Annotated in this window: 23 protein-coding genes; 4 read left to right on the forward strand and 19 right to left on the reverse strand. The window is 72.6% G+C overall.

Going from position 1 to position 25,969, the window contains the following annotated elements:
- Nucleotides 1–168 precede the first annotated feature (168 nt).
- Nucleotides 169–582: a hypothetical protein gene (locus tag V2J52_RS08510; RefSeq protein ID WP_331227263.1), complete on the reverse strand. Its 414-nt coding sequence runs from the start codon at nt 580–582 to the stop codon at nt 169–171.
- Nucleotides 583–655: 73 nt separating this feature from the next.
- Between V2J52_RS08510 and V2J52_RS08515 the strand changes: the two genes are divergently transcribed.
- Nucleotides 656–1,240, forward strand: a complete 585-nt coding sequence (locus V2J52_RS08515; protein ID WP_331227264.1) for a TetR/AcrR family transcriptional regulator — start codon at nt 656–658, stop codon at nt 1,238–1,240.
- A 98-nt stretch (nt 1,241–1,338) separates the two neighbouring features.
- On the opposite strand, the gene V2J52_RS08520 is transcribed toward V2J52_RS08515, so the two are convergent.
- Nucleotides 1,339–3,024: a ribonuclease J gene (locus tag V2J52_RS08520; RefSeq protein ID WP_331227265.1), complete on the reverse strand. Its 1,686-nt coding sequence runs from the start codon at nt 3,022–3,024 to the stop codon at nt 1,339–1,341.
- Entirely contained in the window at nt 3,021–3,923 is a 903-nt protein-coding gene (gene dapA / locus V2J52_RS08525) for a 4-hydroxy-tetrahydrodipicolinate synthase (RefSeq protein WP_331227266.1), read from the reverse strand. The genes V2J52_RS08520 and dapA overlap by 4 nt, the downstream gene beginning before the upstream one ends.
- A gap of 67 nt (nt 3,924–3,990) precedes the next feature.
- Between dapA and V2J52_RS08530 the strand changes: the two genes are divergently transcribed.
- Complete coding sequence (locus tag V2J52_RS08530; RefSeq protein ID WP_331227267.1) at nt 3,991–4,689, forward strand: GNAT family N-acetyltransferase; 699 nt, start codon at nt 3,991–3,993, stop codon at nt 4,687–4,689.
- 83 nt (nt 4,690–4,772) lie between these two features.
- Nucleotides 4,773–5,711 carry a nucleoside hydrolase gene (locus tag V2J52_RS08535; protein WP_331227268.1) on the forward strand — a complete coding sequence of 313 codons (939 nt, stop codon included), beginning with the start codon at nt 4,773–4,775 and terminating at the stop codon, nt 5,709–5,711.
- On the opposite strand, the gene dapB is transcribed toward V2J52_RS08535, so the two are convergent.
- The 13 genes from dapB to rimP form a co-directional block, all read right to left on the reverse strand.
- Nucleotides 5,708–6,460: a 4-hydroxy-tetrahydrodipicolinate reductase gene (gene dapB / locus V2J52_RS08540; protein ID WP_331227269.1), complete on the reverse strand. Its 753-nt coding sequence runs from the start codon at nt 6,458–6,460 to the stop codon at nt 5,708–5,710. The two genes, V2J52_RS08535 and dapB, sit on opposite strands and share 4 nt — an antisense overlap.
- 274 nt (nt 6,461–6,734) lie before the next feature.
- The gene (locus V2J52_RS08545) at nt 6,735–8,099 is read right to left on the reverse strand and encodes a M16 family metallopeptidase (protein ID WP_434056396.1); all 1,365 of its coding nucleotides are present in this window, start codon (nt 8,097–8,099) and stop codon (nt 6,735–6,737) included.
- Nucleotide 8,100: 1 nt separating this feature from the next.
- Nucleotides 8,101–10,458 (reverse strand): polyribonucleotide nucleotidyltransferase, encoded by a 2,358-nt coding sequence (locus V2J52_RS08550; RefSeq protein ID WP_331227270.1) that lies wholly within the window; start codon nt 10,456–10,458, stop codon nt 8,101–8,103.
- Between the two features lie 214 nt (nt 10,459–10,672).
- Nucleotides 10,673–10,942, reverse strand: a complete 270-nt coding sequence (gene rpsO / locus V2J52_RS08555) for a 30S ribosomal protein S15 (protein ID WP_331227271.1) — start codon at nt 10,940–10,942, stop codon at nt 10,673–10,675.
- Nucleotides 10,943–11,040: 98 nt separating this feature from the next.
- The gene (locus V2J52_RS08560; RefSeq protein ID WP_331227272.1) at nt 11,041–11,988 is read right to left on the reverse strand and encodes a bifunctional riboflavin kinase/FAD synthetase; all 948 of its coding nucleotides are present in this window, start codon (nt 11,986–11,988) and stop codon (nt 11,041–11,043) included.
- Between the two features lie 58 nt (nt 11,989–12,046).
- The gene (locus tag V2J52_RS08565; protein ID WP_331227273.1) at nt 12,047–13,465 is read right to left on the reverse strand and encodes a NupC/NupG family nucleoside CNT transporter; all 1,419 of its coding nucleotides are present in this window, start codon (nt 13,463–13,465) and stop codon (nt 12,047–12,049) included.
- Between the two features lie 157 nt (nt 13,466–13,622).
- The gene (gene truB, locus V2J52_RS08570) at nt 13,623–14,561 is read right to left on the reverse strand and encodes a tRNA pseudouridine(55) synthase TruB (RefSeq protein WP_331227274.1); all 939 of its coding nucleotides are present in this window, start codon (nt 14,559–14,561) and stop codon (nt 13,623–13,625) included.
- A gap of 186 nt (nt 14,562–14,747) precedes the next feature.
- Nucleotides 14,748–15,506: a sulfite exporter TauE/SafE family protein gene (locus tag V2J52_RS08575; protein WP_331227275.1), complete on the reverse strand. Its 759-nt coding sequence runs from the start codon at nt 15,504–15,506 to the stop codon at nt 14,748–14,750.
- Nucleotides 15,503–16,000: a 30S ribosome-binding factor RbfA gene (gene rbfA / locus V2J52_RS08580; RefSeq protein ID WP_331227276.1), complete on the reverse strand. Its 498-nt coding sequence runs from the start codon at nt 15,998–16,000 to the stop codon at nt 15,503–15,505. Before rbfA ends, V2J52_RS08575 begins: the two co-directional genes overlap by 4 nt.
- Nucleotides 16,001–16,090: 90 nt before the next feature.
- A complete protein-coding gene (gene infB / locus V2J52_RS08585) occupies nt 16,091–18,943 on the reverse strand; it encodes a translation initiation factor IF-2 (RefSeq protein ID WP_331227277.1) in 2,853 nt (950 codons plus the stop codon).
- A gap of 127 nt (nt 18,944–19,070) precedes the next feature.
- Nucleotides 19,071–19,373, reverse strand: a complete 303-nt coding sequence (locus V2J52_RS08590; protein ID WP_331227278.1) for a YlxR family protein — start codon at nt 19,371–19,373, stop codon at nt 19,071–19,073.
- Nucleotides 19,374–19,497: 124 nt separating this feature from the next.
- Nucleotides 19,498–20,514 carry a transcription termination factor NusA gene (gene nusA / locus V2J52_RS08595; protein WP_331227279.1) on the reverse strand — a complete coding sequence of 339 codons (1,017 nt, stop codon included), beginning with the start codon at nt 20,512–20,514 and terminating at the stop codon, nt 19,498–19,500.
- 9 nt (nt 20,515–20,523) lie between these two features.
- Nucleotides 20,524–21,006 carry a ribosome maturation factor RimP gene (gene rimP / locus V2J52_RS08600; RefSeq protein WP_331227280.1) on the reverse strand — a complete coding sequence of 161 codons (483 nt, stop codon included), beginning with the start codon at nt 21,004–21,006 and terminating at the stop codon, nt 20,524–20,526.
- A 153-nt stretch (nt 21,007–21,159) separates the two neighbouring features.
- Between rimP and V2J52_RS08605 the strand changes: the two genes are divergently transcribed.
- Entirely contained in the window at nt 21,160–22,092 is a 933-nt protein-coding gene (locus V2J52_RS08605; RefSeq protein ID WP_331227281.1) for a hypothetical protein, read from the forward strand.
- Between the two features lie 21 nt (nt 22,093–22,113).
- Here the strand turns inward: V2J52_RS08605 and V2J52_RS08610 are convergent, their stop codons facing one another.
- From V2J52_RS08610 to ispG, 3 genes are read right to left on the reverse strand one after another with little or no spacing between them, the layout of a single operon-like run.
- Nucleotides 22,114–23,907 (reverse strand): proline--tRNA ligase, encoded by a 1,794-nt coding sequence (locus V2J52_RS08610; protein ID WP_331227282.1) that lies wholly within the window; start codon nt 23,905–23,907, stop codon nt 22,114–22,116.
- Between the two features lie 19 nt (nt 23,908–23,926).
- Nucleotides 23,927–24,790, reverse strand: coding sequence for a GNAT family N-acetyltransferase (locus tag V2J52_RS08615; protein WP_331227283.1), 864 nt, complete (start codon nt 24,788–24,790; stop codon nt 23,927–23,929).
- A 7-nt stretch (nt 24,791–24,797) separates the two neighbouring features.
- Nucleotides 24,798–25,961, reverse strand: a complete 1,164-nt coding sequence (gene ispG / locus V2J52_RS08620; protein WP_331227284.1) for a flavodoxin-dependent (E)-4-hydroxy-3-methylbut-2-enyl-diphosphate synthase — start codon at nt 25,959–25,961, stop codon at nt 24,798–24,800.
- Nucleotides 25,962–25,969 lie beyond the last annotated feature (8 nt).

Consider the following 25,969-nt stretch of genomic DNA (forward strand, 5'->3'; position numbering starts at 1 on the left):
CTTGCTCGCCCGGGCGGACCGTCCGGGGGAAGTCGTACGGGTCGCCATGTGTGAGTGGTCCTCCAACCAGCAGGCGGGTGCAGGACACGCCTGTGCCCCCACTGAACCAGACGTTGGCGCCGATGGCCCGCGGGACACGCACGAGGGCGCCAGATGCGGCGCGCCCGGTCAGGCTGCGGCGAGCAGCCCGATGCCCAGGGTAGCGAGCCCGGCGATGAGGAACCCGGCACCGAGGTAGAGCAGGACGACGAGCCGGTTGGGCCGCTCGCGCCCGCGGCCCATCGCCGAGAAGAAGAACCCGGCCGGCATGACGATCGCGGCGACGAGGGCGCCGGTGCGCGCCAGCCAGGCCCAGCCACCGCTGAGGTCGGTGGCCTCGGTGAGCAGCAGGCAGACGAGGCCGAGGATGATGAACACCCCGGCGTGCGCGTGGCCAGCGCGGAAGAACGACGTCTGGAACGGTGTCGCCGGGACCTTCCCCGCGACGACGCGGGTCATGAAGTAGCCACCGGTGGTGACGGTGATCGCGGCAAGGACAGCGATGCCCGCGGTGAGCTGGGCTGGCTGGGAAAGTTCGAGCATGATGACCTCCTCTTCTAACACTGTTATCTAACAGCGTTAGACGTGCGGGGTCAAGACCAATAGACTTCTGCCCATGGCACGGCCCCTCCCCCACGACGACGCCCTGCGCATCACGCTCGTCGAGCTCGCTTCCCAGGCGGTCGTCGATGGGGGCGTTCAGGCACTGTCGCTACGAACGCTAGCGGCGGCGGCCGGGACGACAACGGCCGCGATCTACACGCTCTTCGGCGGCCGCGACGGGCTGCTGCGCGCCGTCGTCGATGAGGGCTTCCGGCGCTTCGCGAGCTATCTCGACACCGTTCCGCTCAGCACGGACCCGGGTGCCGACCTGCTCGCCCTGGGGGTCGCCTACCGGCAGAACGCACTGGCGAACCCGCACTTCTACCGTGTGATGTTCGCCGGCGGGCACCCGGGCGACTCCGCGGACGAGCCGGGGGTACCGCCGGTCGCCCGGCCGACGTTCGGCGTGCTGCGCGACGCTGTCGCGCGGCTCCCTCGCGAGGGGGCCGGCGCCGGCAGCGACCCGACCGACGTCGCGCTGGGGCTGTGGGCACTCGTCCACGGCCTGGTGAGCCTCGAGCTGGCCGGCCTGCTCCCCGGGCCGCCTGACGAACGCGCTCGACGCTATGTCGAGACGCTGCGGGCCGCTCGGGGCTGAACTGGTGACCGAGGCCGAACATCTACCACCGAGACCGAGTGTCTCGGCGCCCTCGTGCGCCGAGATCGAGTGTCTCGGCGCACGAGGGGCTGGGGTGGTTAGGCCTCGATGACCACGGGGACGATCATCGGGCGACGACGCAGCCGCGAGGACGCCCAGCGCCCCACGGTCCGTCGCATGATCTGCTGCAGCTGGTGGGTGTCGGTGCTGCCGCCCTGGATCGCCTTGGTCAGCTCCTCGGCCAGCTGCTTGCGGACCGGGTTGAAGACGGAGTCGTCCTCGGCCATGCCGCGGGCCTGGATGTGCGGGCCGGCGACGACCGCGCCGGTGGCGGGGTCCACCGCGGCGAAGATCGAGATGAAGCCCTCCTCGCCCATGATCCGACGGTCCTTGAGCTCGGCGTCGGTGATCTCCCCGACGGACGAGCCGTCGACGTAGACGTACCGGCTCGGCACGGCCCCGACGATGCGGGCCTTGCCGTCGATGAGGTCGACGACGACGCCGTCCTCGGCGAGCACCACCCGCTCGGCGGGGATGCCGGTCTTGACCGCGAGCGCTCCGTTGGCCACGAGGTGGCGGATCTCGCCGTGCACCGGCATGACGTTGCGCGGCTTGACGATGTTGTAGCAGTAGAGCAGCTCACCGGCGCTGGCGTGACCGGAGACGTGCACCTTGGCGTTGGCCTGGTGCACAACCTTCGCGCCGAGCCGGGTCAGCCCGTTGATCACCCGGTAGACCGAGTTCTCGTTGCCCGGGATGAGCGAGGAGGCGAAGATCACGGTGTCGCCGGGGCCGACCTCGACGCGGTGGTCACGGTTGGCGATGCGGCTCAGCGCGGCCATCGGCTCGCCCTGGGAGCCGGTCGCCATGAGGACGACCTCGTCGTCGGGCAGGTTGTCGACGGCCTTGATGTCGACGAGCGTGTCCGCCGGGACCTTCAGGTAACCGAGGTCGCCGGCGATCTTCATGTTGCGCACCATCGACCGCCCGACGAGGGCGACCTTGCGGCGGTGGGCGTAGGCGGCGTCGAGCACCTGCTGCACCCGGTGGACGTGCGAGGCGAAGGACGCGACGACGATCTTGTGCGTGGCGTCGGCGAACACCGAGTCCAGCACCGGGCCGATCTCACCCTCGGAGGTGGTGAAGCCGGGGACCTCGGCGTTCGTCGAGTCGGTCATGAACAGGTCGACGCCCTCCTCACCGAGGCGGGCGAAGGCGCGCAGGTCGGTGATGCGGCCGTCGAGGGGCAGCTGGTCCATCTTGAAGTCACCGGTGTGCAGCACGTTGCCGGCGCCGGTACGCACCATGACGGCCAGTGCGTCCGGGATGGAGTGGTTGACGGCGACGAACTCGAGGCCGAAGGGCCCGAGCTTGATGGTCTGGCCCTCCTTGACCTCGCGGGTCACCGGCTTGATGCGGTGCTCCTTGAGCTTGGCCTCGATGAACGCCAGCGTCAGCCGCGAGCCGATGAGCGGGATGTCCTTGCGCATGCGCAGCAGGTACGGCACGGCGCCGATGTGATCCTCGTGGCCGTGGGTGAGGACGACGGCCTCGATGTCGCCGAGCCGGTCGGCGATGTAGTCGAAGTCCGGCAGGATGACGTCGACGCCGGGCTGGTGGTCCTCGGGGAACAGCACCCCGCAGTCGATGATGAGCAGCTTGCCGCCGTACTCGAGCACGGCCATGTTACGGCCGACCTCACCCAGGCCGCCGAGGGCGACGATGCGCAGTGCACCGTCGCCCAACGGGGGCGGCGGGGTGAGGTCGGGATGGGGATGACTCACACAAGTCCTTCCTGGCGCAGCACCGTCTCCAGTGCCGCGATCTCTGTTTCGGAGGCGCGCACGAGCGGCAACCTCACGGTGGGGTTGGGGAGGCGTCCCTGCAGATGCAGTGCTTCCTTGACCATGACGGCACCCTGCCCGCCGCCCATGATCGCATTGACGAGCGTCCTCGTCCTGGTGGCGACGCCGCGGGCGGCGACGAGGTCGCCGTCGTCGACCTCCTGGACCATGTCTGCGTACTGCCTGGCGGCCAGGTGGCCGACGACGCTGACGACGCCGGAGGCGCCGTGGGCGAGCCAGGCGAAGTTGAGGTTGTCGTCACCGGAGTAGTACTCCAGGCCGGTGCGCGCCATCCGCTCGAAGCCGCTGGGGACGTCACCGGTGGCGTCCTTGACGGCGATGATCTGCGGGTGCTCGGCGAGCAGGTCGAGGGTGTCGTCGGCGATCGCGAGGCCGGTGCGGCCGGGGATGTCGTAGAGCATCGCCGGCAGGTCGGTGGCCTCGGCGACGGCGACCATGTGGGTGTACAGCCCGGCCTGCGACGGCCGGTTGTAGTACGGGGTGACGATGAGGATGCCGTGCGCTCCGCTGCGCTCGGCGCCCTTGGCGATCCGCACGGCGTGCGCGGTGTCGTTCGACCCCGCCCCGCCGATGATCATCGCGCGGTCCCCCACCGCCTCGACGACGGCGCGCATGAGCGCGTCCTTCTCCGGCTGGTGGGTGGTCGAGGACTCCCCCGTGGTGCCATTGACGACGAGGCTGTCGCAGCCGGCGTCGACCAGGTCGACGGCCAGCCGCTGGGCGGTGCCGAGGTCGACCGTGCCGTCCGCGTGGAACGGCGTGACGATCGCGGTGCTGACCGAACCGAAGGTCCGCGACGGCGTGGCAGAGACACTCATGGGATGACGGTACCGCTGCCGGCGACCGGGGCGGGGACGTGTCCGCCTCCTGGCGTAGCCTGGGCCCGTGACAACTGCCACCCCACGCCCCGGCCACGACGACTTCGGCGGGGACGACGTCCTCGGCGAGCTGGCCGCCGAGGTGGGTGCGTTCGCCGGTGATCCGCTGGTCGCGGCGCCGGTATCCGACCGCGCCGAGGAGCCCGATCCGCACGCCGGCCACGACCACGGCCCGACGGCCGACGTCTCGGTGCGGCCGGCGATCCCCGAGGACGCCGCGCTCGTCACCAGCGTGCAGCTGCAGGCCTGGCAGCGGCGCGGCCTCGTCGCGGCCGCGCAGCTCGCTGCGATCGACACCGCCGCGGTGCGGGCCCGCTGGCTCGAGGGCATCAGCAAACCGCCGTCGGCGCAGCACCGGGTGCTCGCCGCCTGTGACGGCTCCCTCGTCGTCGGGTTCGCGGCCTACGCCCCGGCGGCCGCCGTCGAGCTGCCCGCCGCGGGCCCCGTGACCGACGCCGTCGAGATCCTCGCGCTCGAGGTGGTCGCCGACCACACCCGCCACGGCCACGGATCACGCCTGCTGGCCGCCTGCGTCGACCTCGCCACCGACGCCGGCGCCGGCACCCTGCTCACCTGGGCCACCGACGACGACGACCCACGCACCCGCTTCCTCCACTCCGCCGGCTTCGCCCCAGGCGGTCTGCGCCGCGAGCTGCCCACCCCCGGCGGCACCATCGTCGAGCACTGCTGGTACACCCGGGTCTAATCGCCGGGCGAACGGTCGCGCCCAGGGCGCGCGCCGGCCACCGCCGGTACTCTGTGCGCTGAGCCCAATGACGGGAGCCAGCGGTGCGCCACAAGGTCATCCTCGACTGCGACCCGGGGCACGACGGTGCGCTCGCGATCCTGCTCGCCGCCGGTGATCCGCGCTGCGAGCTGCTCGGCATCACCACCGTGGCCGGCAACCACGTCCTCGACCAGGTCACCCGCAATGCCGGCGCGGTGTGCGCGGTCGCCGGCATCGACGTCCCGATCGCACGCGGCGCCGCCCGTCCGCTCGTGCGTGAGCCGATCGTCGCGCCTGGGTACCCGAGCGGCTCCACGCCCGACGGGCCGCTGCTGCCAGAGCCGCAGCGCGAGCCCGACAGCCGCAGCGCGCCGCAGTTCATCGTCGACACCGTGCTGGCCCACGCGCCCGGCGCGGTCAGCCTCGTGCCCACCGGCCCGTTGACGAACGTCGCGCTCGCGCTGGCCCTCGAGCCGGCGCTCGCCGGCCACCTCAGGCAGATCTGCCTGATGGGCGGCACCTACACCCGCGGCAACCGCACCCCGGCGGCCGAGTTCAACATCCTCGTCGACCCGGAGGCGGCCGACGCGGTGCTCTCCGCGCCGTGCCCGGTGACCATGGTCGGCCTCGACCTCACCTACCAGGTGCGGGCCGACGACGGCGTCCGGGGGCGGATCCGCTCAATCGACGGGCCGGTGCCGCGGTTCGTCGAGGAGCTGCTCGCGTACGTCGCCGCAGGCAACGGAGAGCTGGGGAACCCGGTACCGGCGGTGCACGACCTCTGCGCGGTCGCTGCGGTCGTCGCGCCGGAAATCATGACGTACCGGGAGGCCTTCGTCGCCGTGGAGCTGACCGGGCGCTGGACCACCGGGATGACGGTGACCGATTTCGACGGCCGGTTCGGCCGGGAGGCGAACACCTCGGTGGCGGTCTCGCTGGACCGTGACGCGCTCTGGGCGATGCTCATCGGGGCCGTCGAGCGGCTGGGCCGGGCGAGCTAGCCGAGGTCGAGCAGCTGGTCCAGTCCCACGGTCAGCCCCGGCCGGCCGCCGACCTCCCGCACGGCGAGGAGCACGCCGGGCATGAAGCTCACCCGGTCGAACGAGTCGGTGCGGATGGTCAGCTGCTCGCCGGGGTTGCCGAAGAGGATCTCCTCGTGCGCGACGAGGCCGCGCAGCCGTACCGCGTGCACCGGCACGCCCTCGACGTCGGCCCCGCGGGCGCCGTCCAGCTCCGTCTCGGTGGCGTCGGGCATCACCCCGAGGCCGGCGGCGGCCCGGGCGGCGGCGATGTGCTGGGCGGTGGCCACCGCAGTGCCTGACGGCGCGTCGACCTTGTTCGGGTGGTGCAGCTCGATGATCTCCGCCGACTCGAAGAAGCGGGCCGCCTGGGCGGCAAACCGCATCGCCAGCACCGCGGAGAGCGCGAAGTTCGGCGCGATGAGCACGCCGAGGCCGTCGGTGCGGGCAGCATGCTCCTGGACCCGGTTGATCGCGGCATCGTCCCAACCGGTGGTGCCCACGACGGCGTGCACCCCGGCGTCGAGCAGCGCGTGCACGTTGGCCTCGGTCGCCGACGGGACGGTGAAGTCGACGGCGACGTCGGCCCGGCCGGCGAGCGAGGCGACGTCGTCGTCCAGGTCGAGGCGGGCGACAAGCTCGAGCCCGGGAGCGTCGGTCACCGCCTGACAGACGGTGGCCCCCATCCGTCCCTGCGCGCCGAGCACTGCAACCTTGATCGAGTCAGCCATGAGCACGAGCCTACTGGCGCAGACGCCCCACCCCCACCTCCGCCGCCCACAGCAGGATTGTCCACGCCCCCACCGCCGACAGCGGGATTGTCCACGCCCCGCCCCCACTGCCGACAGCGGGATTGTCCACGCGACGCGCTCGTTGGAGCGCGTGGGCCGCTTGCGCAGACAACTCAGCTCTCGCGGACAAGTCTGCTGTCGACGACAAGTCAGCTGTCGGCGACAAGTCTGCTGTCGCGGACGATCCCGCTCTCGCGAGCAAGGGAGGGGGAGATCAGCGGGCGAGGATGTCGGCGGCGATGTCGTGGGTGAAGGGGCCGACAACGACCAGGGAGCGAACCCGGCCGGCGAGCTCGGCGGCGAGGTCCTGGACCTCCTGCGCGGTGACCGCGCGGATCCGCTCGAGCGCGTCGTCGACGGTGGTGAGCTCGCCGTGGACGATCTCCGCCCGGCCGAGCCGCGACATCCGTGAACCGGTGTCCTCCAGCCCCAGCACGAGGTTGCCGCTCAGCTGACCGATCGCGCGGCTGAGCTCGTCCGCCGGCAGCGGTGCTGCAGCGACCTTGTCGAGCTCCTCACCGAGCAGCTCGACGACCTGCCCGGTGTTCTCCGGGCTGCAGCCGGCGTAGAGGCCGATGGTGCCGGCCTCGGCGTAGGAGGACGCGAAGGCGTAGGTCGAGTAGGCCAGCCCACGGCGCTCCCTGACCTCCTGGAACAGCCGCGAGCTCATCCCGCCACCGAGGGCGGTCATGAGCACCGACAGCACCCAGCGGCGCTCGTCGGCAGCGCTGAGGCCCTGGCAGCCGAGGATGACGTTGGCCTGCTCGGTGGGGCGCTCGATGGTCAGCGCCCGGCCCGCCGTCGGCAGGTCGCCGGCCCGGCCGAGGGCCCCGACCGCTCCGCGGCGCGCCACCGGGGCGGCGCCGTCGTCGAGCTGCCAGCCGGCCGCCCGCACTGCGTCCAGCACCTGCTGGCACAGTGCGTCATGATCGATGGCGCCGGCGGCGGTGATGACGAGCTCGTCGGGGACGTAGGTGCGGCGGTAGTGCTCGACGACGGCGCCGTGCGGCACCGCCCGGATGCTCGCCGGGGTGCCGCCGATCGGCCGGCCGAGCGGGTGCGGCCCGAGGACCGCGGCGGCGAACTGCTCGTGGACGACGTCGATGGGGTCGTCCCCGGCCATCGCGAGCTCCTCGAGGATGACGCCGCGCTCAACCTCGAGCTCCTCCGGATCGAGCAGCGCGGAGGTGATCATGTCGGTGATGACGTCGACCGCCATCGGGACGTCAGCGTCGAGCACCCGGGCGTAGTAGCAGGTGTGCTCCTTGCCGGTGGCGGCGTTGGCCTCGCCACCGACGGCGTCGAAAGCGACCGCGATGTCCATCGCGTCGCGCCGCCCGGTGCCCTTGAACAGCAGGTGCTCGAGGAAGTGGGTGGAGCCGTGGTGGCCGTCGGTCTCGTCACGCGAGCCGACGGCCACCCAGGCGCCGATCGTCGCCGAGTGCTGAGCGGGCATCGCCTCGCTCAGCACCCGGATCCCGCCGGGCAGGACGGAGCGCCGGATGACGCTGCCGTCCTGCTCCAGGCGGACCTCGGTGCCCGGCGCGGCGGCCGGGCCGAGGTTGAGTACTACTGGCACCTCAGGCGTCGCCACCCTCACGGGTGCGGTTGCGACGCTCACGGCTCCGGTCACCACGGCGACGGCCGGCCTCGCGGGCCTTCTCGTCCTCCGTCTGGGCCGGGGCGTCCTCGGCGGCGGCCGGGGCCGGCGCGTCGGTGGACGCCTCCTCGGCGCCCTCCTCGTCCTCGACGACGGCGTGCAGCGAGAGCTTGCCACGCGCGTCGACCTCGGCGAGCTCGACCTGGACCTGCTGGCCGACCCCGAGGACGTCCTCGACGTTCTCCACGCGCTTGCCACCGACGAGGCGGCGGATCTGCGAGATGTGCAGCAGGCCGTCCTTGCCCGGGGAGAGCGAGACGAAGGCGCCGAACGACGTCGTCTTGACAACGGTGCCGACGAAGCGCTCGCCGACCTCCGGCATCTGCGGGTTGGCGATGGCGTTGACCGCCTGCCGTGCCGCCTCGGCGGACGGGCCGTCGACGGCGCCGATGTACACGGTGCCGTCGTCCTCGATGGAGATGTCCGCGCCGGTGTCCTCCTGGATCTGGTTGATCATCTTGCCCTTCGGGCCGATGACCTCACCGATCTTGTCTACCGGGACCTTGACGGTGATGACCCGCGGTGCGGTCGCTGCCATCTCGTCGGGGGTGTCGATGACCTGGGCCATGACGTCGAGGATGTGCAGGCGGGCGTCGCGGGCCTGGGTCAGCGCACCGGTGAGCACCGAGGCCGGCAGGCCGTCGAGCTTGGTGTCGAGCTGGATCGCGGTGATGAACTCCCGCGTCCCGGCGACCTTGAAGTCCATGTCGCCGAAGGCGTCCTCGGCGCCGAGGATGTCGGTGAGCGCCGCGAAGCGGGTCTCACCGTCGACCTCGTCGGACATCAGGCCCATCGCGATGCCCGCGACCGGGGCGCGCAGCGGCACACCGGCGTTGAGCAGCGAGAGGGTCGCGGCGCAGACCGAGCCCATCGACGTCGAGCCGTTGGAGCCCAGCGCCTCGGAGACCTGGCGGATCGCGTAGGGGAACTCCTCACGCGTCGGCAGCACGGGCTGCACGGCGCGCTCGGCGAGGGCGCCGTGGCCGATCTCGCGACGCTTGGGCGAGCCCACGCGGCCGGTCTCACCGACCGAGTACGGCGGGAAGTTGTAGTTGTGCATGAAGCGCTTGCGGGTCACCGGGGAGAGGGTGTCGAGCTGCTGCTCCATGCGGAGCATGTTCAGCGTGGTGACGCCCATGATCTGGGTCTCGCCGCGCTCGAAGATCGCCGAGCCGTGGACCCGGGGCAGCACCTCGACCTCGGCGGACAGCGTGCGGATGTCGCGCAGCCCACGGCCGTCGATCCGGACGCCGTCCTTGAGGACCCGCTGGCGCACGAAGTGCTTGGTGGCGGCCCGGAAAGCGGCCTTGAGGCTCTTCTCGGCGTCCGGGAACTGCCCGGCGAGCGCCTCGACGGTGGCGTCGCGGATCTCGTCCAGGCGGGTCTCGCGCTCCTGCTTGGCGGGAATCGCGATGGCCTTGCCGAGGTCCTTCGCGGCGTGCGCGGCGACGGCCTCGTACTGCTCGTCGGTGTGGTCGAGGTAGCGCGGCAGGTCGTGGGCCGGCTTGGTGGTGGTCGCGGCAACCTCGGCCTGCGCCTGGCACAGCTGGAGCAGGAACGGCTTGACGGCCTCGAGGCCCTGAGCGACGACGTCCTCGGTCGGGGCGGTGGCGCCCTGCTCCTTGATGAGCGTCCAGGCGTGGTCGGTGGCCTCGGCCTCGACCATCATCACCGCGACGTCCTCGTTGCCCTGCGCGTCGGTGACGACGCGGCCGGCGACGACCATCGCGAAGACGGCCCGCTCCAGCTCGGAGTAGCGCGGGAAGGCGACCCACTGGTCGTCGATGAGCGCGATGCGGGTGGCGCCGATCGGGCCGGAGAACGGCAGGCCGGAGATCTGGGTGGACAGCGACGCGGCGTTGATGGCCAGTACGTCGTAGCTGTCATCGGGGTGCAGCGCGAGGACGGTCTCGACGACCTGGACCTCGTTGCGCAAGCCCTTGGCGAAGGACGGGCGCAGCGGGCGGTCGATGAGCCGGCAAGCGAGGATCGCGTCGGTCGAGGGGCGTCCCTCACGACGGAAGAACGAGCCGGGAATCTTGCCGGCGGCGTACGAGCGCTCCTCGACGTCGACCGTCAGCGGGAAGAAGTCGAAGTGCTCCTTCGGGTGCTTGCCGTAGGTCGTCGCCGACAGCAGCATGGTGTCCTCGTCGAGGTAGGCGACGGCGGTGCCGGCGGCCTGCCGGGCCAGACGCCCGGTCTCGAAGCGGACGGTGCGGGTGCCGAACTTGCCGTTGTCGATGACAGCTTCGGCGGACGTGATCTCGGGTCCCTCCATGGGTGCCCTCCTTCGTGTTCGTCCGCGTCCGGTGCTCGTCGGCCTTCGATCGAGGCCCACGGACGAGCCGGCGTCGAGCCGGGGTTCCGGAGGCCACTACCGAGGACCGGGGCGAGTCCCCGGCGCGGTGTGATGGGTGCTTCAGTTGTTGTCCGCCACCAGGCGGACATGCACAACCGGCCCGGACCCCAGCGGGATCCGGACCGGTCGAGAGTCAGCGGCGCAGGCCGAGGCGCGCGATGAGGCTTCGGTAGCGCTCGATGTCCTCGCGCTGCAGGTAGCTCAGCAGCCGACGGCGCTGGCCGACCAGCAGCAGCAGCCCACGGCGGCTGTGGTGGTCGTGCTTGTGAGTGAGGCCGTGCTCCGTGAGGTCGAGGATGCGGCGCGTGAGCATCGCGATCTGGACCTCGGGTGAACCGGTGTCGCCCTCGTGGATGGCGTACTCGGTGATGATGGACTTCTTGACGTCTGCAGCGAGGGGCACAGTTCTCCTTGATGGTCGTTGCGCGGCGCACCGGGGCATTTCCACCCGGGCATGCGGCATCCGCGGCCGATCTGACGGCAGCGACGATCCTAGCAGAACTACCGTTGGTCGAGCGCGGCGGCCGCGTCGAGCACGTCCTGCTGCATCTGGGTGATCAGCGGCCCGACACCGTCGAAGCGCAGCGTGGGGCGCAGCAGCGTGACGAACTCCACCACGACCTCCTCGTCGTAGAGCTCCAGATCGTCGCGTCCGAGGACGTGCGCCTCGACGGTGCGACGGGCGACGTCGTCGAAGGTCGGGTTGGTGCCGACCGAGATCGCCGCGGGCATCGGCCTGCCAGTACCGCCGTGCCGGCTCAGCCAGCCGGCGTAGACGCCGTCGGCGGGCACCGCGCCGCTGGCGGCGGGCTCGAGGTTGGCGGTCGGGAAGCCGAGGTCACGACCGCGGGCGTGCCCGCGCACCACGATGCCGCGCATCCGGTGCGCCCTGCCGAGGATCTCGGCCGCCTCCGCGACGGCGCCGACCTCGATGAGCTCACGTGCCCAGCTGGAGGACCAGCGCCGCACGCCGGCCCCGCCGAGGTCGGGCACCACCTCCACCGCGAAGCCGTAGCGCTCCCCCAGCTCTGCCATGGTGCCGGTGTCGCCGCGGTTGTCGCGCCCGAACCGGGTGTCCTGCCCGACGACGACGGCGCGCGCCCGCAGCGACTCGACGAGGCAGCGGCGGACGAACTCCTCGGGCAGCGCCTGTGCGAAATCGAGGGTGTAGGTGACGACGACGGCGGCGTCGAGGCCGATCTCGGCGAGCAGCTCGAGGCGGTCGACGAGACCGGTGAGCAACGGCGGGGTCGACTCCGGGCGGTGGACCTGGGCCGGGTGCGGGTCGAAGGTCATCGCGACCGCCGGTAGCCCGAGCTCGCGGGCCCGCGCGACGGCGGCAGTGAGCACCGCCCGGTGGCCGCGGTGGACGCCGTCGAAGTTGCCGATGGTGACGACGCTCGCGACGAGGTCGGCGGGGACCTCGTCGAATCCGTGCCACACCTGCACCCTGCGGGCCTCCTTCGTTGCCGGCCGCGGACACGGCCGGTGCCGACCTTACCGGCGGTCAGCCGATGAGGATGCCCGCGACCGCGGCAGAGAGCAGATTGCCCAGTGTGCCGGCTGCCACAGCGCGCAGCCCGAGCCGGGCGATGACGCTGCGCTGGGTGGGGGCGATGCCGCCGAGCCCGCCCAGCAGGATGGCCAGCGAGCCGAGGTTGGCGAACCCGGTGAGCGCGAAGGTGATGACCGCCTGCGCCTTGGCGGAGAACTCCTCGGCGCGCGGCGCGAAGTCGGAGAAGGCGACGAACTCGTTGAGGATCACCTTCTGCCCGAGGAAGCTGCCGGCGTCGACCGCCTCGGTCAGCGGCACCCCGACCGCCGCCATCACCGGCGCGAACACGTAGCCGAGGACTTGCTCGATGCTGAGGTCCCCGTAGCCGAACAGTCCCCCGATGCCGCCAAGGATGAGGTTGCCCAGCGCGATGAGCGAGACGAAGGCCAGCAGCATGGCGCCGACGTTGAGCGCGAGGTCGAGCCCGTCCGATGCGCCGCGGGAGGCGGCGTCGATGACGTTGACCGGGGCGTCGTCGTCGTTCTCGTTCTGCTCGTCGTCGTTCTCGTTGTCGTCGTTCTCGTTCTGCTCGTCCGAAGCTCCTGCGGCGGCCACCGTCCCACCGCTCGCCCGCCGCACCAGCTCGTCGCGGCCGGCCTGCGTGTTGCCCCGCCGTGAGCCCCGCCGCAGCGCGCCGGCCAGTCGCGCCACGAGGCCACCGCGCGCCTCGGTGCCGGCGTCCCCCGCGGCGGCCGGTGGCGACGGCGGTGGCGCGACGACCTCGGCGTTCGGGCCGATGCCGGCCATCGCGCCGGCCGGCACGAGGATCTTGGCCATGAGCAGGCCGGCGGGCGCGGCCATGAAGCTGGCGGCGATGAGGTAGTCGAGGTTCGCACCGAGGAGCGCGTACCCGACGAGCACCGACCCGGCGACGGTCGTCAGGCCGCCGCACATGACGGCGAACACCTCCGACGGCGTCATCGCCTTGATGTAGGGCCGGATGACGAGCGGTGCCTCGGTCTGGCCGACGAAGATGTTCGCCGCGGCGTTCATCGACTCCGGCCCGGTGGTGCCCAGCGCCTTGGCGAGGCCGCCGCCGATCCACCGGGTGATGAGCTGGAGTATCCCCAGGTGGTAGAGCACCGCGGTGAGCGCGGCGAAGAAGACGATGACCGGCAGCACCTGGAAGGCGAACACCGAGCCCTCGTCGGGCAGCACCGGGCCGAAGAGAAAGTCGATCCCGGCCGCCGAGGAGTCGATGACCCCCTGAACGCCGCTGGCAACCGTGGTGAGCACCTGCTGACCGACGGGGACGTACAGCACGAGGACGGCGAAGGTGACCTGGATGAGGAGCGCCAGGCTCACGGTGCGCAGCCGGATCTTGCGCCGGTCCACCGACAGCAGCCAGGCGATGAGCAGGACGAGCGTCATCCCGCCGATCCCCCACAGCACTTGCACGTGTCCCCCTCGGGGCTCGCGTCCGGCGCGGCGGCCACCGTGCCGTGGTGGCAGCGTGGCACAGCCCCTGGCCCCCCGCCCGCCGAGCCCGTGGCCGGCCGCCGAGCCCTCGACCGGGAGCGGCGGCGCGTCAGGCCGGGTCGAGCACGAGGACCGGCTTCGCGCGGTCGTCCCGGTCCTCGAGGACGGCGACGACGTGGCCCGCCGGGGCGAGCACCGCCACCGGCCCCGGCTGCCCGCTGGGGGCGACCCGCTGGCCGTACCGCACCGCCGTCGTCTCCTTCTCGTCGAGCTGGCGCAGCGGGAAGGTCGCGCGGCAGGCGTCGGTGAGGGTGATCAGGGCGACCGGTTCGCCGGCCTCGTGGGCGGCTCCGAGCGCAGTGAGGTCTGCGGCGTCGTCACTGCCGAACGGGCCGACCCGGGTGCGCCGCAGCGCGGTCAGGTGCCCGCCGGTCCCCAGCGCCCCACCGAGGTCGCGGGCCAGGGCACGGATGTAGGTTCCCGAGGAGCAGCCGACGATGACGTCGAGGTCGGTGACCGGGGTGCCGTCGGCGGCGGTCGTGGTCCGCTGCGCGAGGAGGTCGAAGCGGTGGATGACGACCGGCCGGGCGGCCAGCTCGACCGTCTCGCCGCCGCGGACACGTGCGTATGACCGTTGGCCGTCGACCTTGATCGCGCTCACCGAGCTGGGGACCTGCTCGATCGGGCCGCGGAGCGCGGTCAGTGCGGCCTCGACGGCGTCCGGCGCAGTCGCGGGGGCACCGGCGGCCGCGGTGACCTCCCCCTCGGCGTCGTCGGTGACGGTCGTCTGCCCGAGCCGGATCGTGGCGGTGTACTCCTTGTCGGCACCGACGAGGTAGGTGAGCAGCCGGGTCGCGCGGTTGACGCCGAGGACGAGCACCCCGGTGGCCATCGGGTCGAGCGTGCCGGCGTGGCCGACCTTGCGGGTGCCGGCGAGCCGCCGGGTCCGGGCGACGACGTCGTGGCTGGTCCAGCCGGCCGGCTTGTCGAGGACGAGGATCCCGTCAGCGGGCACGGTGGAGCCGGAACGGGCGCGAGGGGAAGTCACGACGGCGACGCTAGCAGCGTCGGTACGGGGACAATCCCGCTGTCGCGGACAAGTCGGCTGTCGCGGACAATCCCGCTGTCGCGGACAAGTCGGCTGTCGCGGACAATCCCGCTCTCGCGGACAAGTCGGCTGTCGCGGACAAGTCTGCTGTCGGGGACAAGTCGGCTGTCGGGGACAAGTGGGGGGTCAGGGGCGGCGGGCGCGGCGGATCAGCTGGATCGCCGAGTAGACGAGCACGACGGCGAAGATCCGCTGCAGGCCGGTGCCCGGGAGGCTCAGCGCGAGGAGTGCGCCGAGCGGTGCGCCGAGCACGCCGCCGGCACCGAGGAGCGCGCCGGCGCGCCAGTCGGTGTAGCCGTGGCGGGCATGGCGCCAGGCTCCGAGCAACGAGACCGGCGCCATCACCGCGAGCGAGGTGCCCTGCGCCTCGTGCGGGCTGAAGCCGAAGGCGATGACCAGGACCGGGACGACGACGATGCCGCCGCCGATACCGACGAGTGCGGAGAGCACGCCCATGGCCAGCCCGACGCCGCCGTAGGCCAGTGCGACCCAGCCGGTGAGCCCGACGACGGCGGAGCCGCCGTCGGTCGCCGGCACCAGGGCCATCCGCAGCGCCACGACGACCATCAGGGCGGCGAACATCCAGCGGAGCTGTCGCTCGGACAGCCGGTGCACCAGCTCGGCCCCGAGCACGGTGCCGACCAGTCCCCCGGCGACGATGAAGGCGGCCGGCAGCAGCCGGACGTCGCCGGCGGCTCCGTACGTGACGGCGCCGGCCACCGAGACCAGCGTGATGGCGGCCAGCGACGTCGCCTGAGCCTGCTTCTGGGCGTGGTGGAAGAGGAAGACCAGCAGCGGCACCAGGACGATGCCGCCGCCGATGCCGAGCAGCCCGGACAGCGCTCCGACGCCGACGCCGGCGGCGAAGACCCCGAGGGGTCTCACCGCACGTCGTCGGCCAGCGGGCCTCCGTCGTCGTCGGCAAGCTCGTCGTCGTCCGGCTCCTCGAGCAGGACCTCACCGGCGGGCTGCCGGTAGGGGTCGGCGTCGCCGGCCGGGGTCGCGCCGGCGGCGATCTGGGCGAGCTCGGCGTCACGTGCCGCGGCGATGCGCAGCACCTCGTCGAGGTCCGCGGCGGTCTGCGGGACGACGTCGGGCGCGAACGCGAGCGTCGGCGTCAGCCGCAGCCCGAGCTGCTTGCCCACCTCGGAGCGGATGAGTCCGCGGGCCGAGCTGAGTGCCGCGGCGGTCTCCCGCTCGGCCTCCTCGTCACCGAGGACGGTGTAGAAGACGGTGGCGTTCTGGAGGTCACCGGTCACCCGGACCTCGGTGACGGTGACGAACCCCAGCCGCGGGTCCTTGATCCGCGACTCGAGCATGCGGGCCACGATCTGCTTGATCCGGTCACTCACCCGGCGCATGCGTTCGGTCTCAGCCATCGGTCTCTCCTGTCTGTGGGACGCCGTGTGGCGCCGGCCCTGGTGGACCGGNGCCGGCCCTGGTGGACCGGCGCCACACGACTAGAGCGTTCAGCCCCGCGGGATCTCGCGCATCTCGTACGTCGAGATGGTGTCGCCCTCGGTGACGTTGTTGAACGACCCGAGCCCGATACCGCACTCGAAGCCCTCGCGGACCTCGGTGACGTCGTCCTTCTCCCGGCGCAGCGAGTCGACCGACAGGTTGTCGCCGACGACCACGCCATCGCGCAGCACGCGGGCCTTGGTGCCACGCCGGATGGTCCCGGAGCGCACGATCGAGCCTGCGATGTTGCCGAACTTGGAGGAGCGGAACACCTGGCGGATCTCCGCCGTGCCCAGCTGGACCTCTTCGTACTCCGGCTTGAGCATGCCCTTGAGGGCCTGCTCGACGTCCTCGATCGCCGCGTAGATGACCGAGTAGTAGCGGATGTCGACGCCCTCGCGGTCGGCCATCTCGGTGACCCGCTCCGCGGGCTTCACGTTGAAGCCGATGATGATGGCGTTGTCCACCGTGGCCAGGTTGACGTCGTTCTGGGTGACGGCACCCACGCCGCGGTGGATGATCCGCAGCTCGACGTCGTCGCCCACGTCGATCTTGAGCAGCGAGTCCTCCAGCGCCTCGACGGCACCGGACACGTCGCCCTTGAGGACGAGGTTGAGGGTCTCGACCTTGCCCTGCTGGACGGCCTCGTTGAAGTCCTCCAGCGAGATCCGCTTGCGACGCTTCGCCAGCGACGCGGCACGGTCGGCCGCGGACCGCTTGTCGGCGATCTGCCGGGCGGTGCGGTCGTCACCGGCGACGATGAACGTGTCACCGGCGCGCGGCACGGACTGCAGCCCGAGGACCTGCACCGGGCGTGCCGGGCCGGCCTCCTCGACCTGCGCGCCGTGCTCGTCGAACATCGCCCGGACCCGCCCGTGAGCGGTACCGGCGACGATCGAGTCACCGACGTTCAGCGTTCCGGACTGGACGAGCACGGTCGCCACGGTGCCACGGCCCCTGTCGAGGTTGGCCTCGATGGCCACGCCTCGCGCGTCCTTGTCGGGGTTGGCCCGCAGGTCGAGCGCGGCGTCGGCGGTGAGGAGCACCGCCTCGAGCAGCTGGTCGATGCCCATCCGCTGCAGGGCGGAGACGTCGACGAACATGGTCTCGCCGCCGTACTCCTCGGCCACCAGGTTGTACTCGGTGAGCTGCTGGCGGATCTTCGCCGGATTCGCAGCCTCCTTGTCGACCTTGTTGACCGCGACGACGATCGGCACGCCGGCCGACTGCGCGTGGTTGAGCGCCTCCACGGTCTGCGGCATCACGCCGTCGTCCGCGGCGACCACGAGGATCGCGATGTCGGTGACGTTGGCACCACGGGCACGCATGGCGGTGAACGCCTCGTGACCAGGGGTGTCGATGAAGGTCAGCGCACGGTCCTGGCCCTCGTGCTCGGTACGGATCTGGTAGGCACCGATGTGCTGGGTGATCCCACCGGCCTCGCCGGCGACGACGTCGGTGCGCCGGATCGCGTCGAGCAGCTTGGTCTTTCCGTGGTCGACGTGACCCATGACGGTGACGACCGGCGGACGGGGCATGAGGTCCTCGTCCGTCTCGGCAGCCTCCTCGGCTGCCAGGTCGATGTCGAAGCCACCGAAGAGCTCGCGCTCCTCGTCCTCCGGGGAGACGATCTCGACGATGTAGCCGAGCTCGGTTCCCAGTGCCGCGAAGGTGTCCTCGTCCAGCGACTGGGTGGCCGTGGCCATCTCACCGAGGTGGAACAGCACGGTGACCAGCGCCGCGGGGTTCGCGTCGATCCGGTCGGCGAAGTCCGCGAGGCTGCCGCCGGCGCGGATCCGCACGACGGTCTTGCCGTCGCCGCGCGGGACGGAGACGCCGCCCAGCGACGGAGCCGACTGCTGCTCGAACTCCTGGCGCTTGGCGCGCCGCGACTTACGGCCACGGACCGGACGACCGCCGGGACGCCCGAAGGCACCCTGCGTGCCACCGCGGGCACCGGGACGACCACGACCGGCGAAACCGCCGCCGCCGCCGGGCCGTGCGCCACCGCCGCCGGCACCACCGGGACCGCCGCCACCGGGACGACCACGGCCGCCACCACGCGCGGGTGCACCGGGAGTACCGACCGAGCTCTTGCCGGGCATCATGCCCGGCGACGGGCGTGCGCCGCCCGGACCGGTCGGCCGCGAGCCGCCGGCCGGGGGACGGGGACCGCCGGCAGCCGGCGCGCCCGGACGCGGAGCGCCGGGGCGAGGACCACCGGAGCCACCGGGCCGGGGCATGCCCTGGCTCGTGGCGAACGGGTTGTTGCCCGGACGCGGTGCGCCCGAACGCGGGCCACCGGGACGCGGGCCACCGCCGCTGCCACCGGACCGGGGCATGCCCTGGCTCGGTGCGAACGGGTTGTTGCCCGGGCGCGGTGCACCCGGGCGGGGGCCCGGCGCCGCGGCGGGCTTGGGAGCCGCCGGCGTCGGAGCCTCGGCCGCAGGGGCCTGCGGCTCGGGAGCCTTCGGGGCGGGCGCCTTGGGGCCCGGTGCCGGAGCTGGCGCGGCCGCTGCGGGCGCCGCCGGTTCCTGCGGGGCGGCCGGTGCTGCGGGCGCAGCGGCTGCTGCGGGTGCCGCCGGCTGCTGCGGGGCGGCCGGGGCGGGCGCCGCCGGCGCGGGAGCCTCGGGGGCTGCCGGTGCCGGCTTCTTCGGCGCGGGCTTGGCCGCGGGGGCCTTCGCCTTCGGCGCGGATTCCGGCGCGGCGGGGATCGCCTCGCGGAGCTTACGAACCACGGGTGCTTCGACCGTGGATGACGCTGACTTGACGAACTCACCGAGCTCGGTCAGTTTCGCCAGGACCGTCTTGCTGTCTGTACCGAGCTCTTTTGCGAGCTCGTGGACGCGGAGCCTTGCCACATCTCTCCTGTCTCGGCCCGCCCGGGACAGGGTGGGGCCGTGCTAGTGCTGGGTGCTCATCGCTGGGTACTCATCGGGTGCCCATCGGCTTCCAACCCGCTTTCTTCTTCGATGACTCGAATGATCGTCACGCCGGGGTTCCGGTGTGAGGTGTGAACCAGTCACGCACGGCGGCGAGGTCCACCGGCCCTGCTGCTCGCAGGGCCCGAGGTACTGCTCGACGGCGCTCGGCCAGGTCCAGGCATGCCCGGTCGTTGTGCAACCAGGCACCCCGCCCGTGAGCGGCCGCCTGCTCGTCCACCACGGCGCGGGCCGGGTCTGGAGCGAGGACGAGCCGCACGAGGACGGATCGCGGGGCCGTGGCACGGCAACCGACACAGGTACGAACCGGTCCCGCACCGGGAGGTGGGGGCTGAGTTGGTGTCTGCATAGGATTCCGGGCGGTGGCCCGCCGTCGAGTCTACCCCCCTGGTACCAGAACAGGCACCATGACGAGCGCCACGCCCGCCTGCCAGAGCCGGGTGTGCTTGCTCACAGCGGCCGGCTCATCGGTGCTACCGCTCGTCGTCCGCGGCGGCGTCATCGGCCACCTCGGCCGCCGCCTGGTCCTCGGTGTCGGAGTGGATGTCGATCCGCCAGCCGGTGAGACGGGCCGCGAGGCGGGCGTTCTGGCCCTCCTTGCCGATCGCCAGCGACAGCTGGAAGTCCGGGACGACGACGCGCGCCGAGCGCTCCTCGAGGTCGACGACCTCCACGCTCGTCACGCGCGAGGGCGACAGCGCGCTGGCGACGAAGGCTGCGGGGTCGTCGGAGTAGTCGACGATGTCGATCTTCTCCCCGCCGAGCTCGCTCATCACCGCACGCACCCGCTGGCCCATCGGTCCGATGCAGGCGCCCTTGGCGTTGAGGCCGGCGACCGACGTCCGCACTGCCATCTTGGTGCGGTGGCCAGCCTCGCGGGCGAGCCCCATGATCTCCACGGTGCCGTCGGCGACCTCGGGCACCTCGAGCGCGAACAGCTCGCGCACGAGGTTCGGGTGGGTGCGGGAGAGGGTGACCGACGGACCTCGCATGCCGCGGGTGACCTCGAGCACGTAGGCCCGCAGCCGGTCGCCGTGGCGGTAGGTCTCGGTGGGGACCTGCTCGTGGGCCGGCAGCACCGCCTCGAGGTCGCCGATGTCCACGAGCACGGTGCGCGGGTCACGGCCCTGCTGGACGACGCCGGCGATGAGCTGGCCGGCGCGGTCGCGAAGGCTGCCCATCACCTGGTCGTCCTCGGCGTCCCGCAGCCGCTGCACGATGACGCTGCGCGCCGTCGCTGTCGCGATCCTGCCGAAGCCGCTGGGCGTGTCCTCGAACTCGCCGACGGCGTTGCCCTCCTCGTCGACCTCGGTGGCCATCACGGTCACCCGGCCGGTGCGGCGGTCCAGCTCGACCCGGGCCTTCTCGGCCGAGCCGGGGGTGCGCTGGTAGGCGAGCAGCAGCGCCTCCTCGATCGCGCCCACGAGGACGTCCAGGCTGATCTCTCGTTCGCGCTCGATCATCCGCAGCGCAGTCATGTCGATGTCCATAGGTCTTCCTCAGCCCTCGTCCTCGGTCGTCGGCCGGTTGAGCTCGGGCTCCACCGTGCCCGACGTCACGTGTGCCAGCGGCACCGTCCGTGTCGTGCCGTCGATCTCGAGGTGCAGCACCTCGCCCTCGACCGTGGTGAGGCGGCCGCGGAGCGGGCCGTCACCGGTGGTCAGCCGCAGCAGCCGGCCGACCGCGCGGCGGTAGTGACGCTCGTCGGTCAGCGGACGTCCGACACCCGGCGTGGAGACCTCGAGGGTGTAGGCACCGCGCACGACGTCGGCGTCGTCGAGCGCGGCGGAGATCGCCCGCGAGACGTCGGTGAGCGCGTCCGAGCCGACGCCCCCGGGGCCGTCGGGCAGGTCGACGACGATCCGCACGACGGTGGGCCGACCGGCGGAGCTGCTCACGTCCTCGAGGTAGAGCCCGGCGTCGGCGACGACGGGCTCGAGGAGGGCGCGCACCGCGGTGGCGACCTGGGACGGGCGGCTCATTGGCTCAACTCCTTGTGCTGATGTGAAGACCCCACACCCTACCCGCGCCCCACGCAACCGCCCCGCCCGCGCCCGCCGCCCAGGACACGTCAAGGCACCGTTCCGGGCCGTTCCTGGCGGGTGCGGCCGGGGCGCCGTGGCAGGATCGTGGCGATGCTCTCCCGAACCGCCCGCGTCGTCGTGGCGCTTGTCACCCTCCTCCTCCTCGCGGGCTGCTCGCTGCGCTGGGACACCCCGCCACCGGAGGTCCAGGCGCCCGACGCCGCGGAGGTCGCCCGGCAGGCCGCGGCCACGCAGTCCGCCACGCTGGCCGGCCTCGCCGTCCCGGACGGGGACGACGCCGCGGCGGCCGTGCTCGCCGACGTCGCCGTCGACGCCGAGGCCCACCTTGCGGCGCTCGGCGGGGTCTGGGAGCCGTGGCCGGGTGCCGGCCCCGGGGCGACCGCCTACCCGACGGCTCCCCCGGCCCCGTCGGCGGCGCCGCCGCTGACCGCCGAGCAGGCCCTCACCACCCTCGTCGACGGCGCAGGCTCCGCCGGCGAGGCCGCCGCCGCGGCCCCCGGTGAGCTCGGCCGGCTGCTGGCCGCGGTCTCGGTCTCCCGGACCTTCGCCGCGGCGGACCTCGCCGCTGCACTCGGCGTCGAGCCGCCGCCGTCGGCCGGCGCGCCGCTGCCCGCCCCGGCGGCCGGTCTCGACGCCCCCACCGTGCAGGCGCTGGACGCCGCCCGCTATGCCTTCGAGGTGGTCGCGGCGCAGAGCTCCGGCGGGGCGCGCGAGACCGCCGTCGAGCGCGCCACCGAGCTCGGCGCGCTGGCCGCCAGCGAGGTCCCCGGGGAGGATCTGCGTGAGGTCGCCTACGACGTCAGCACGGTGCTGGCGGCCGCGCCGGAGGGCACGACCCCGCAGCGCCACCTGGCGGCGCAGGCCGAGCTCGACGTCATGACGGCGTTCCTCGCCCGTCTCGCGTCGGCCGACGCCGCGCCGCTCCCCGACGCCGCAGCGCTGGTCGCGGCCGCCACCCACGCCGCGGGGCAGGCCCGCTCGTGGGACGCCGAGCTGCCGGCCCTGCCGGGGCTGACCGGCTGACGGGCCAGGGCCGGCTGCTCGCTAGCGGGCGAGACCGTCGCGGACGGCCGCCGCAACCGTCTCGACCGCGTCGGCGACGGCAACCTGTAGCCGCTCACCGGTGGCCCGGGAGCGCAGCTCGACGGTGCCGTCGGCGAGCCCGCGGCCCACGACGAGCACGAACGGCATGCCGAGCAGCTCGGAGTCGGCGAACTTCACGCCGGCGGACATCTTGGGCCGGTCGTCGAGCAGCACCTCGATGCCCCGCGCGGACAGCTCGGCGCCGATCCGCTCCGCCGCCGCGAACACCTCGGGGTCCTTGCCGGTGGCCAGCAGGTGCACCTGGTAGGGCGCGAGGTCGATCGGCCAGGCGAGCCCGAGGTCGTCGCAGGTGTTCTCCGCGACCGCCGCCAGCGCGCGGCTGACGCCGATCCCGTAGGAGCCCATGGTGACCGTCACAGCCTTGCCGTTCTCGTCGAGCACCTTGAGCCCGAGCGCCTCGGCGTACTTGCGGCCGAGCGCGAAGACGTGGCCGATCTCAATACCGCGAGCCAGCTCGAGAGGTCCCGAGCCGTCCGGCGCCGGGTCCCCGGCGCGCACCTCGGCGGCCTCGATGGTGCCGTCGGCGGCGAAGTCGCGGCCCGCGACGAGACCGAAGACGTGCGTGCCCTCCTCGTTCGCGCCGGTGATCCAGCTGGTGCCGGGGACCACTCGGGGGTCGAGGAGGTAGCGCAGCGCGGTGCGGTCCTCGCCGTCACCGGCGGGCGTGTTGGGGCCGAGGACCTGGGGCCCGAGGTAGCCCGTGACGATCTCCGGACGGCCGGCGATCTGCTCGTCGGTGGCCGGCGTGACGACGGTGGGCTCGAGCGCTCCCTCTAGGCGGCCGAGGTCGACCTCGCGGTCGCCGGGCAGGCCGACGACGACGAGCTCCTCGGTGCCGTCGGGGTGGGCGAGGGCGAGCACGACGTTCTTCAGGGTGTCGGCCGCGGTCCACGGCCGGCCGTCGCGGGGGTGACGCTCGTTGGCGAGGTCGACGAGCGTCTCGATGGTCGCGGAGCCGGGGGTGTCGCGGACCTCGGCGGCCGGCAGGCCGGTGGCGTCGATGCTCTCGGGCACCGCGCTGAGCGCGGCCTCGACGTTCGCCGCGTAGCCACCGGGCGAGCGGACGAAGGTGTCCTCGCCGGACGGCGTCGGGAAGAGGAACTCCTCCGAGCGGGAGCCGCCCATCGCGCCGCTGGTCGCGGCGACGACGACGTACTCCAGGCCGAGCCGGGTGAAGATGCGCTCGTAGGCGTCGCGCTGCGCCTGGTAGGAGCGCTCCAGCCCGGCGTCGTCGATGTCGAAGGAGTAGGCGTCCTTCATGATGAACTCGCGCCCGCGCAGCAGGCCGGCGCGCGGCCGGGCCTCGTCGCGGTACTTGGTCTGGATCTGGAAGAGGGTGAGCGGCAGGTCCTTGTACGAGGAGTACAGGTCCTTGACCAGCAGCGTGAACATCTCCTCGTGGGTGGGCGCGAGCAGGTAGTCGTTGCCGCGCCGGTCCTTGAGGGTGAACAGGTTGGGGCCGTAGTCGGTCCACCGGCCGGTCGCCTCGTAGGGCTCGCGCGGCAGGAGCGCCGGGAAGTGCACCTCCTGGGCGCCGGCGGCAGCCATCTCCTCGCGCACCACCTGCTCGATCTTGCCGAGCACCCGCAGCCCGAGCGGCAGCCAGGTGTAGATCCCGGGGGCGGCGCGCCGGATGTAGCCGGCACGCACGAGGAGGCGGTGGCTGGGAAGCTCGGCATCGACCGGGTCTTCGCGCAGCGTCCGCAGGAACAGGGTGGACATCCGATTCAGCACGCGGGCCAGCGTATCGCGACTAGAACAACACGGTGGCGTACGTCCCGACCTGCCGGAAGCCGGCCCGGCGGTACGTCGCGATGGCGGCGGTATTGAAGTCGTTGACGTAGAGCGACACGGTGGGCGCCAGCCGCGCCTGGACGTCGGCGACGACGGCGGCCATCGCCGGGGCCGCGACGCCCTGCCCGCGGTAGGCCGGGTTCACCCAGACGCCCTGGATCTGCGCCACGCCGAGCGCCAGCGCGCCGACCTCGGCCTTGAACACGACGTGGCGGCCGTCGGGGCCGTCGTCGATCCGCACGTAGGAGCGCCCGCCCGTGACGAGCTCCTGGACCCGCTGGGCGTAGCCGCCCCCGGCGGACACCGGTGAGTAGCCCACCTCCTCGGTGAACATCGCCACGCACGCGGGCACGACGAGCCCGAGCTCGTTCACCCGCGACAGCCGGACCCGCGGGTCCGGCGCCACGGCCGGCTCGCCGTCGATGACCATCGACGGCTGCGCCGCGCGGATCTCCCGGGGCCGCGACCAGCGCCCGCCGAGCCGCTGCCACAGCGCCAGTACCTGGTCCGCCGGGCCGACGATCGAGGACGCACGCCGGCCACGCTCCGCGACGTGCTCCGCGAGCAGGTCGAGCAGCCCGGGGGTGGTGACGCCGACGGGCACGAGGTTGGCGCCCGCCCAGCACAGCGCCCGCAGCTCGCTGTCCTCCCAGAGGCCGAGGACCTCCATGCCGGGCAGCCGTCGCTTGCCGAGCTGCTCGGCCTGCACGGCGGCGAGCACGCTGCCGACCGGGTCGAGGGCGCACAACGCCAGCGCGGCGTCCTTGTCCTCGCCGCGCAGCGCGCGCACCCGGGTGCCGTGCTGGCGCCACCGCCCGATCACTATCGTCTCAGCCGACGGTGACGACCGGCCCGGCGGCGTCCGTCTCGAGCCCCATCTCGGCGGCGATCCGGTTCGCCTCGGCGATGAGCGTCTGGACGATCTCGTCCTCCGGGACGGTCTTGATGACCTCACCCTTGACGAAGATCTGGCCCTTGCCGTTGCCCGAGGCCACGCCGAGGTCCGCCTCGCGCGCCTCGCCCGGGCCGTTGACGACGCAGCCCATCACCGCGACCCGCAGCGGCACCGTCATACCCTCGAGCCCGGCGGTGACCTCGTCGGCGAGCGTGTAGACATCCACCTGGGCGCGCCCGCAGGAGGGGCAGGACACGATCTCCAGCTTGCGGGGCCGCAGGTTGAGGGACTCGAGGATCTGGTTGCCGACCTTGACCTCCTCGACCGGCGGCGCGGACAGCGAGACCCTGATGGTGTCCCCGATGCCCTGCGACAGCAGCGCCCCGAACGCGGTGGCCGACTTGATGGTGCCCTGGAAGGCGGGGCCCGCCTCGGTGACGCCGAGGTGCAGCGGCCAGTCGCCGCGCTCGGCGAGCATCTCGTAGGCCCGGACCATGACGACCGGGTCGTTGTGCTTGACCGAGATCTTGAAGTCGTGGAAGCCGTGCTCCTCGAACAGCGAGGCCTCCCACACCGCGGACTCCACGAGTGCCTCGGGAGTGGCCTTGCCGTACTTCTTCAGCAGCCGCGGGTCGAGGGACCCCGCGTTGACGCCGATCCGCAGCGACACGCCGGCGTCCGAGGCCGCCTGGGCGATCTGCTTGACCTGGTCGTCGAACTTGCGGATGTTGCCCGGGTTGACGCGGACCGCGCCGCAACCGGCGTCGATCGCCGCGAAGACGTACTTCGGCTGGAAGTGGATGTCGGCGATCACCGGGATCTGCGACTTCATCGCGATGATCTTCAGCGCCTCGGCGTCCTTGTCGGTCGGGCAGGCCACCCGGACGATGTCGCAGCCGGACGCGGTGAGCTCGGCGATCTGCTGCAGCGTGGCGTTGATGTCGTGGGTCTTGGTGGTCGTCATCGACTGCACCGTCACCGGCGCCCCGCCGCCGACCTCCACGTCACCGACCCGGATCCGGCGGGTGGCCCTGCGGGGCGCCAGGACCGGCGGCGCCTCCTTGACGGTCGGGATGCCCAGGGAGATCGGTGTGCTCACCACGCCAG

This window comes from Georgenia sunbinii (assembly GCF_036421875.1).
GTDB lineage: Bacteria > Actinomycetota > Actinomycetes > Actinomycetales > Actinomycetaceae > Georgenia_B > Georgenia_B sunbinii.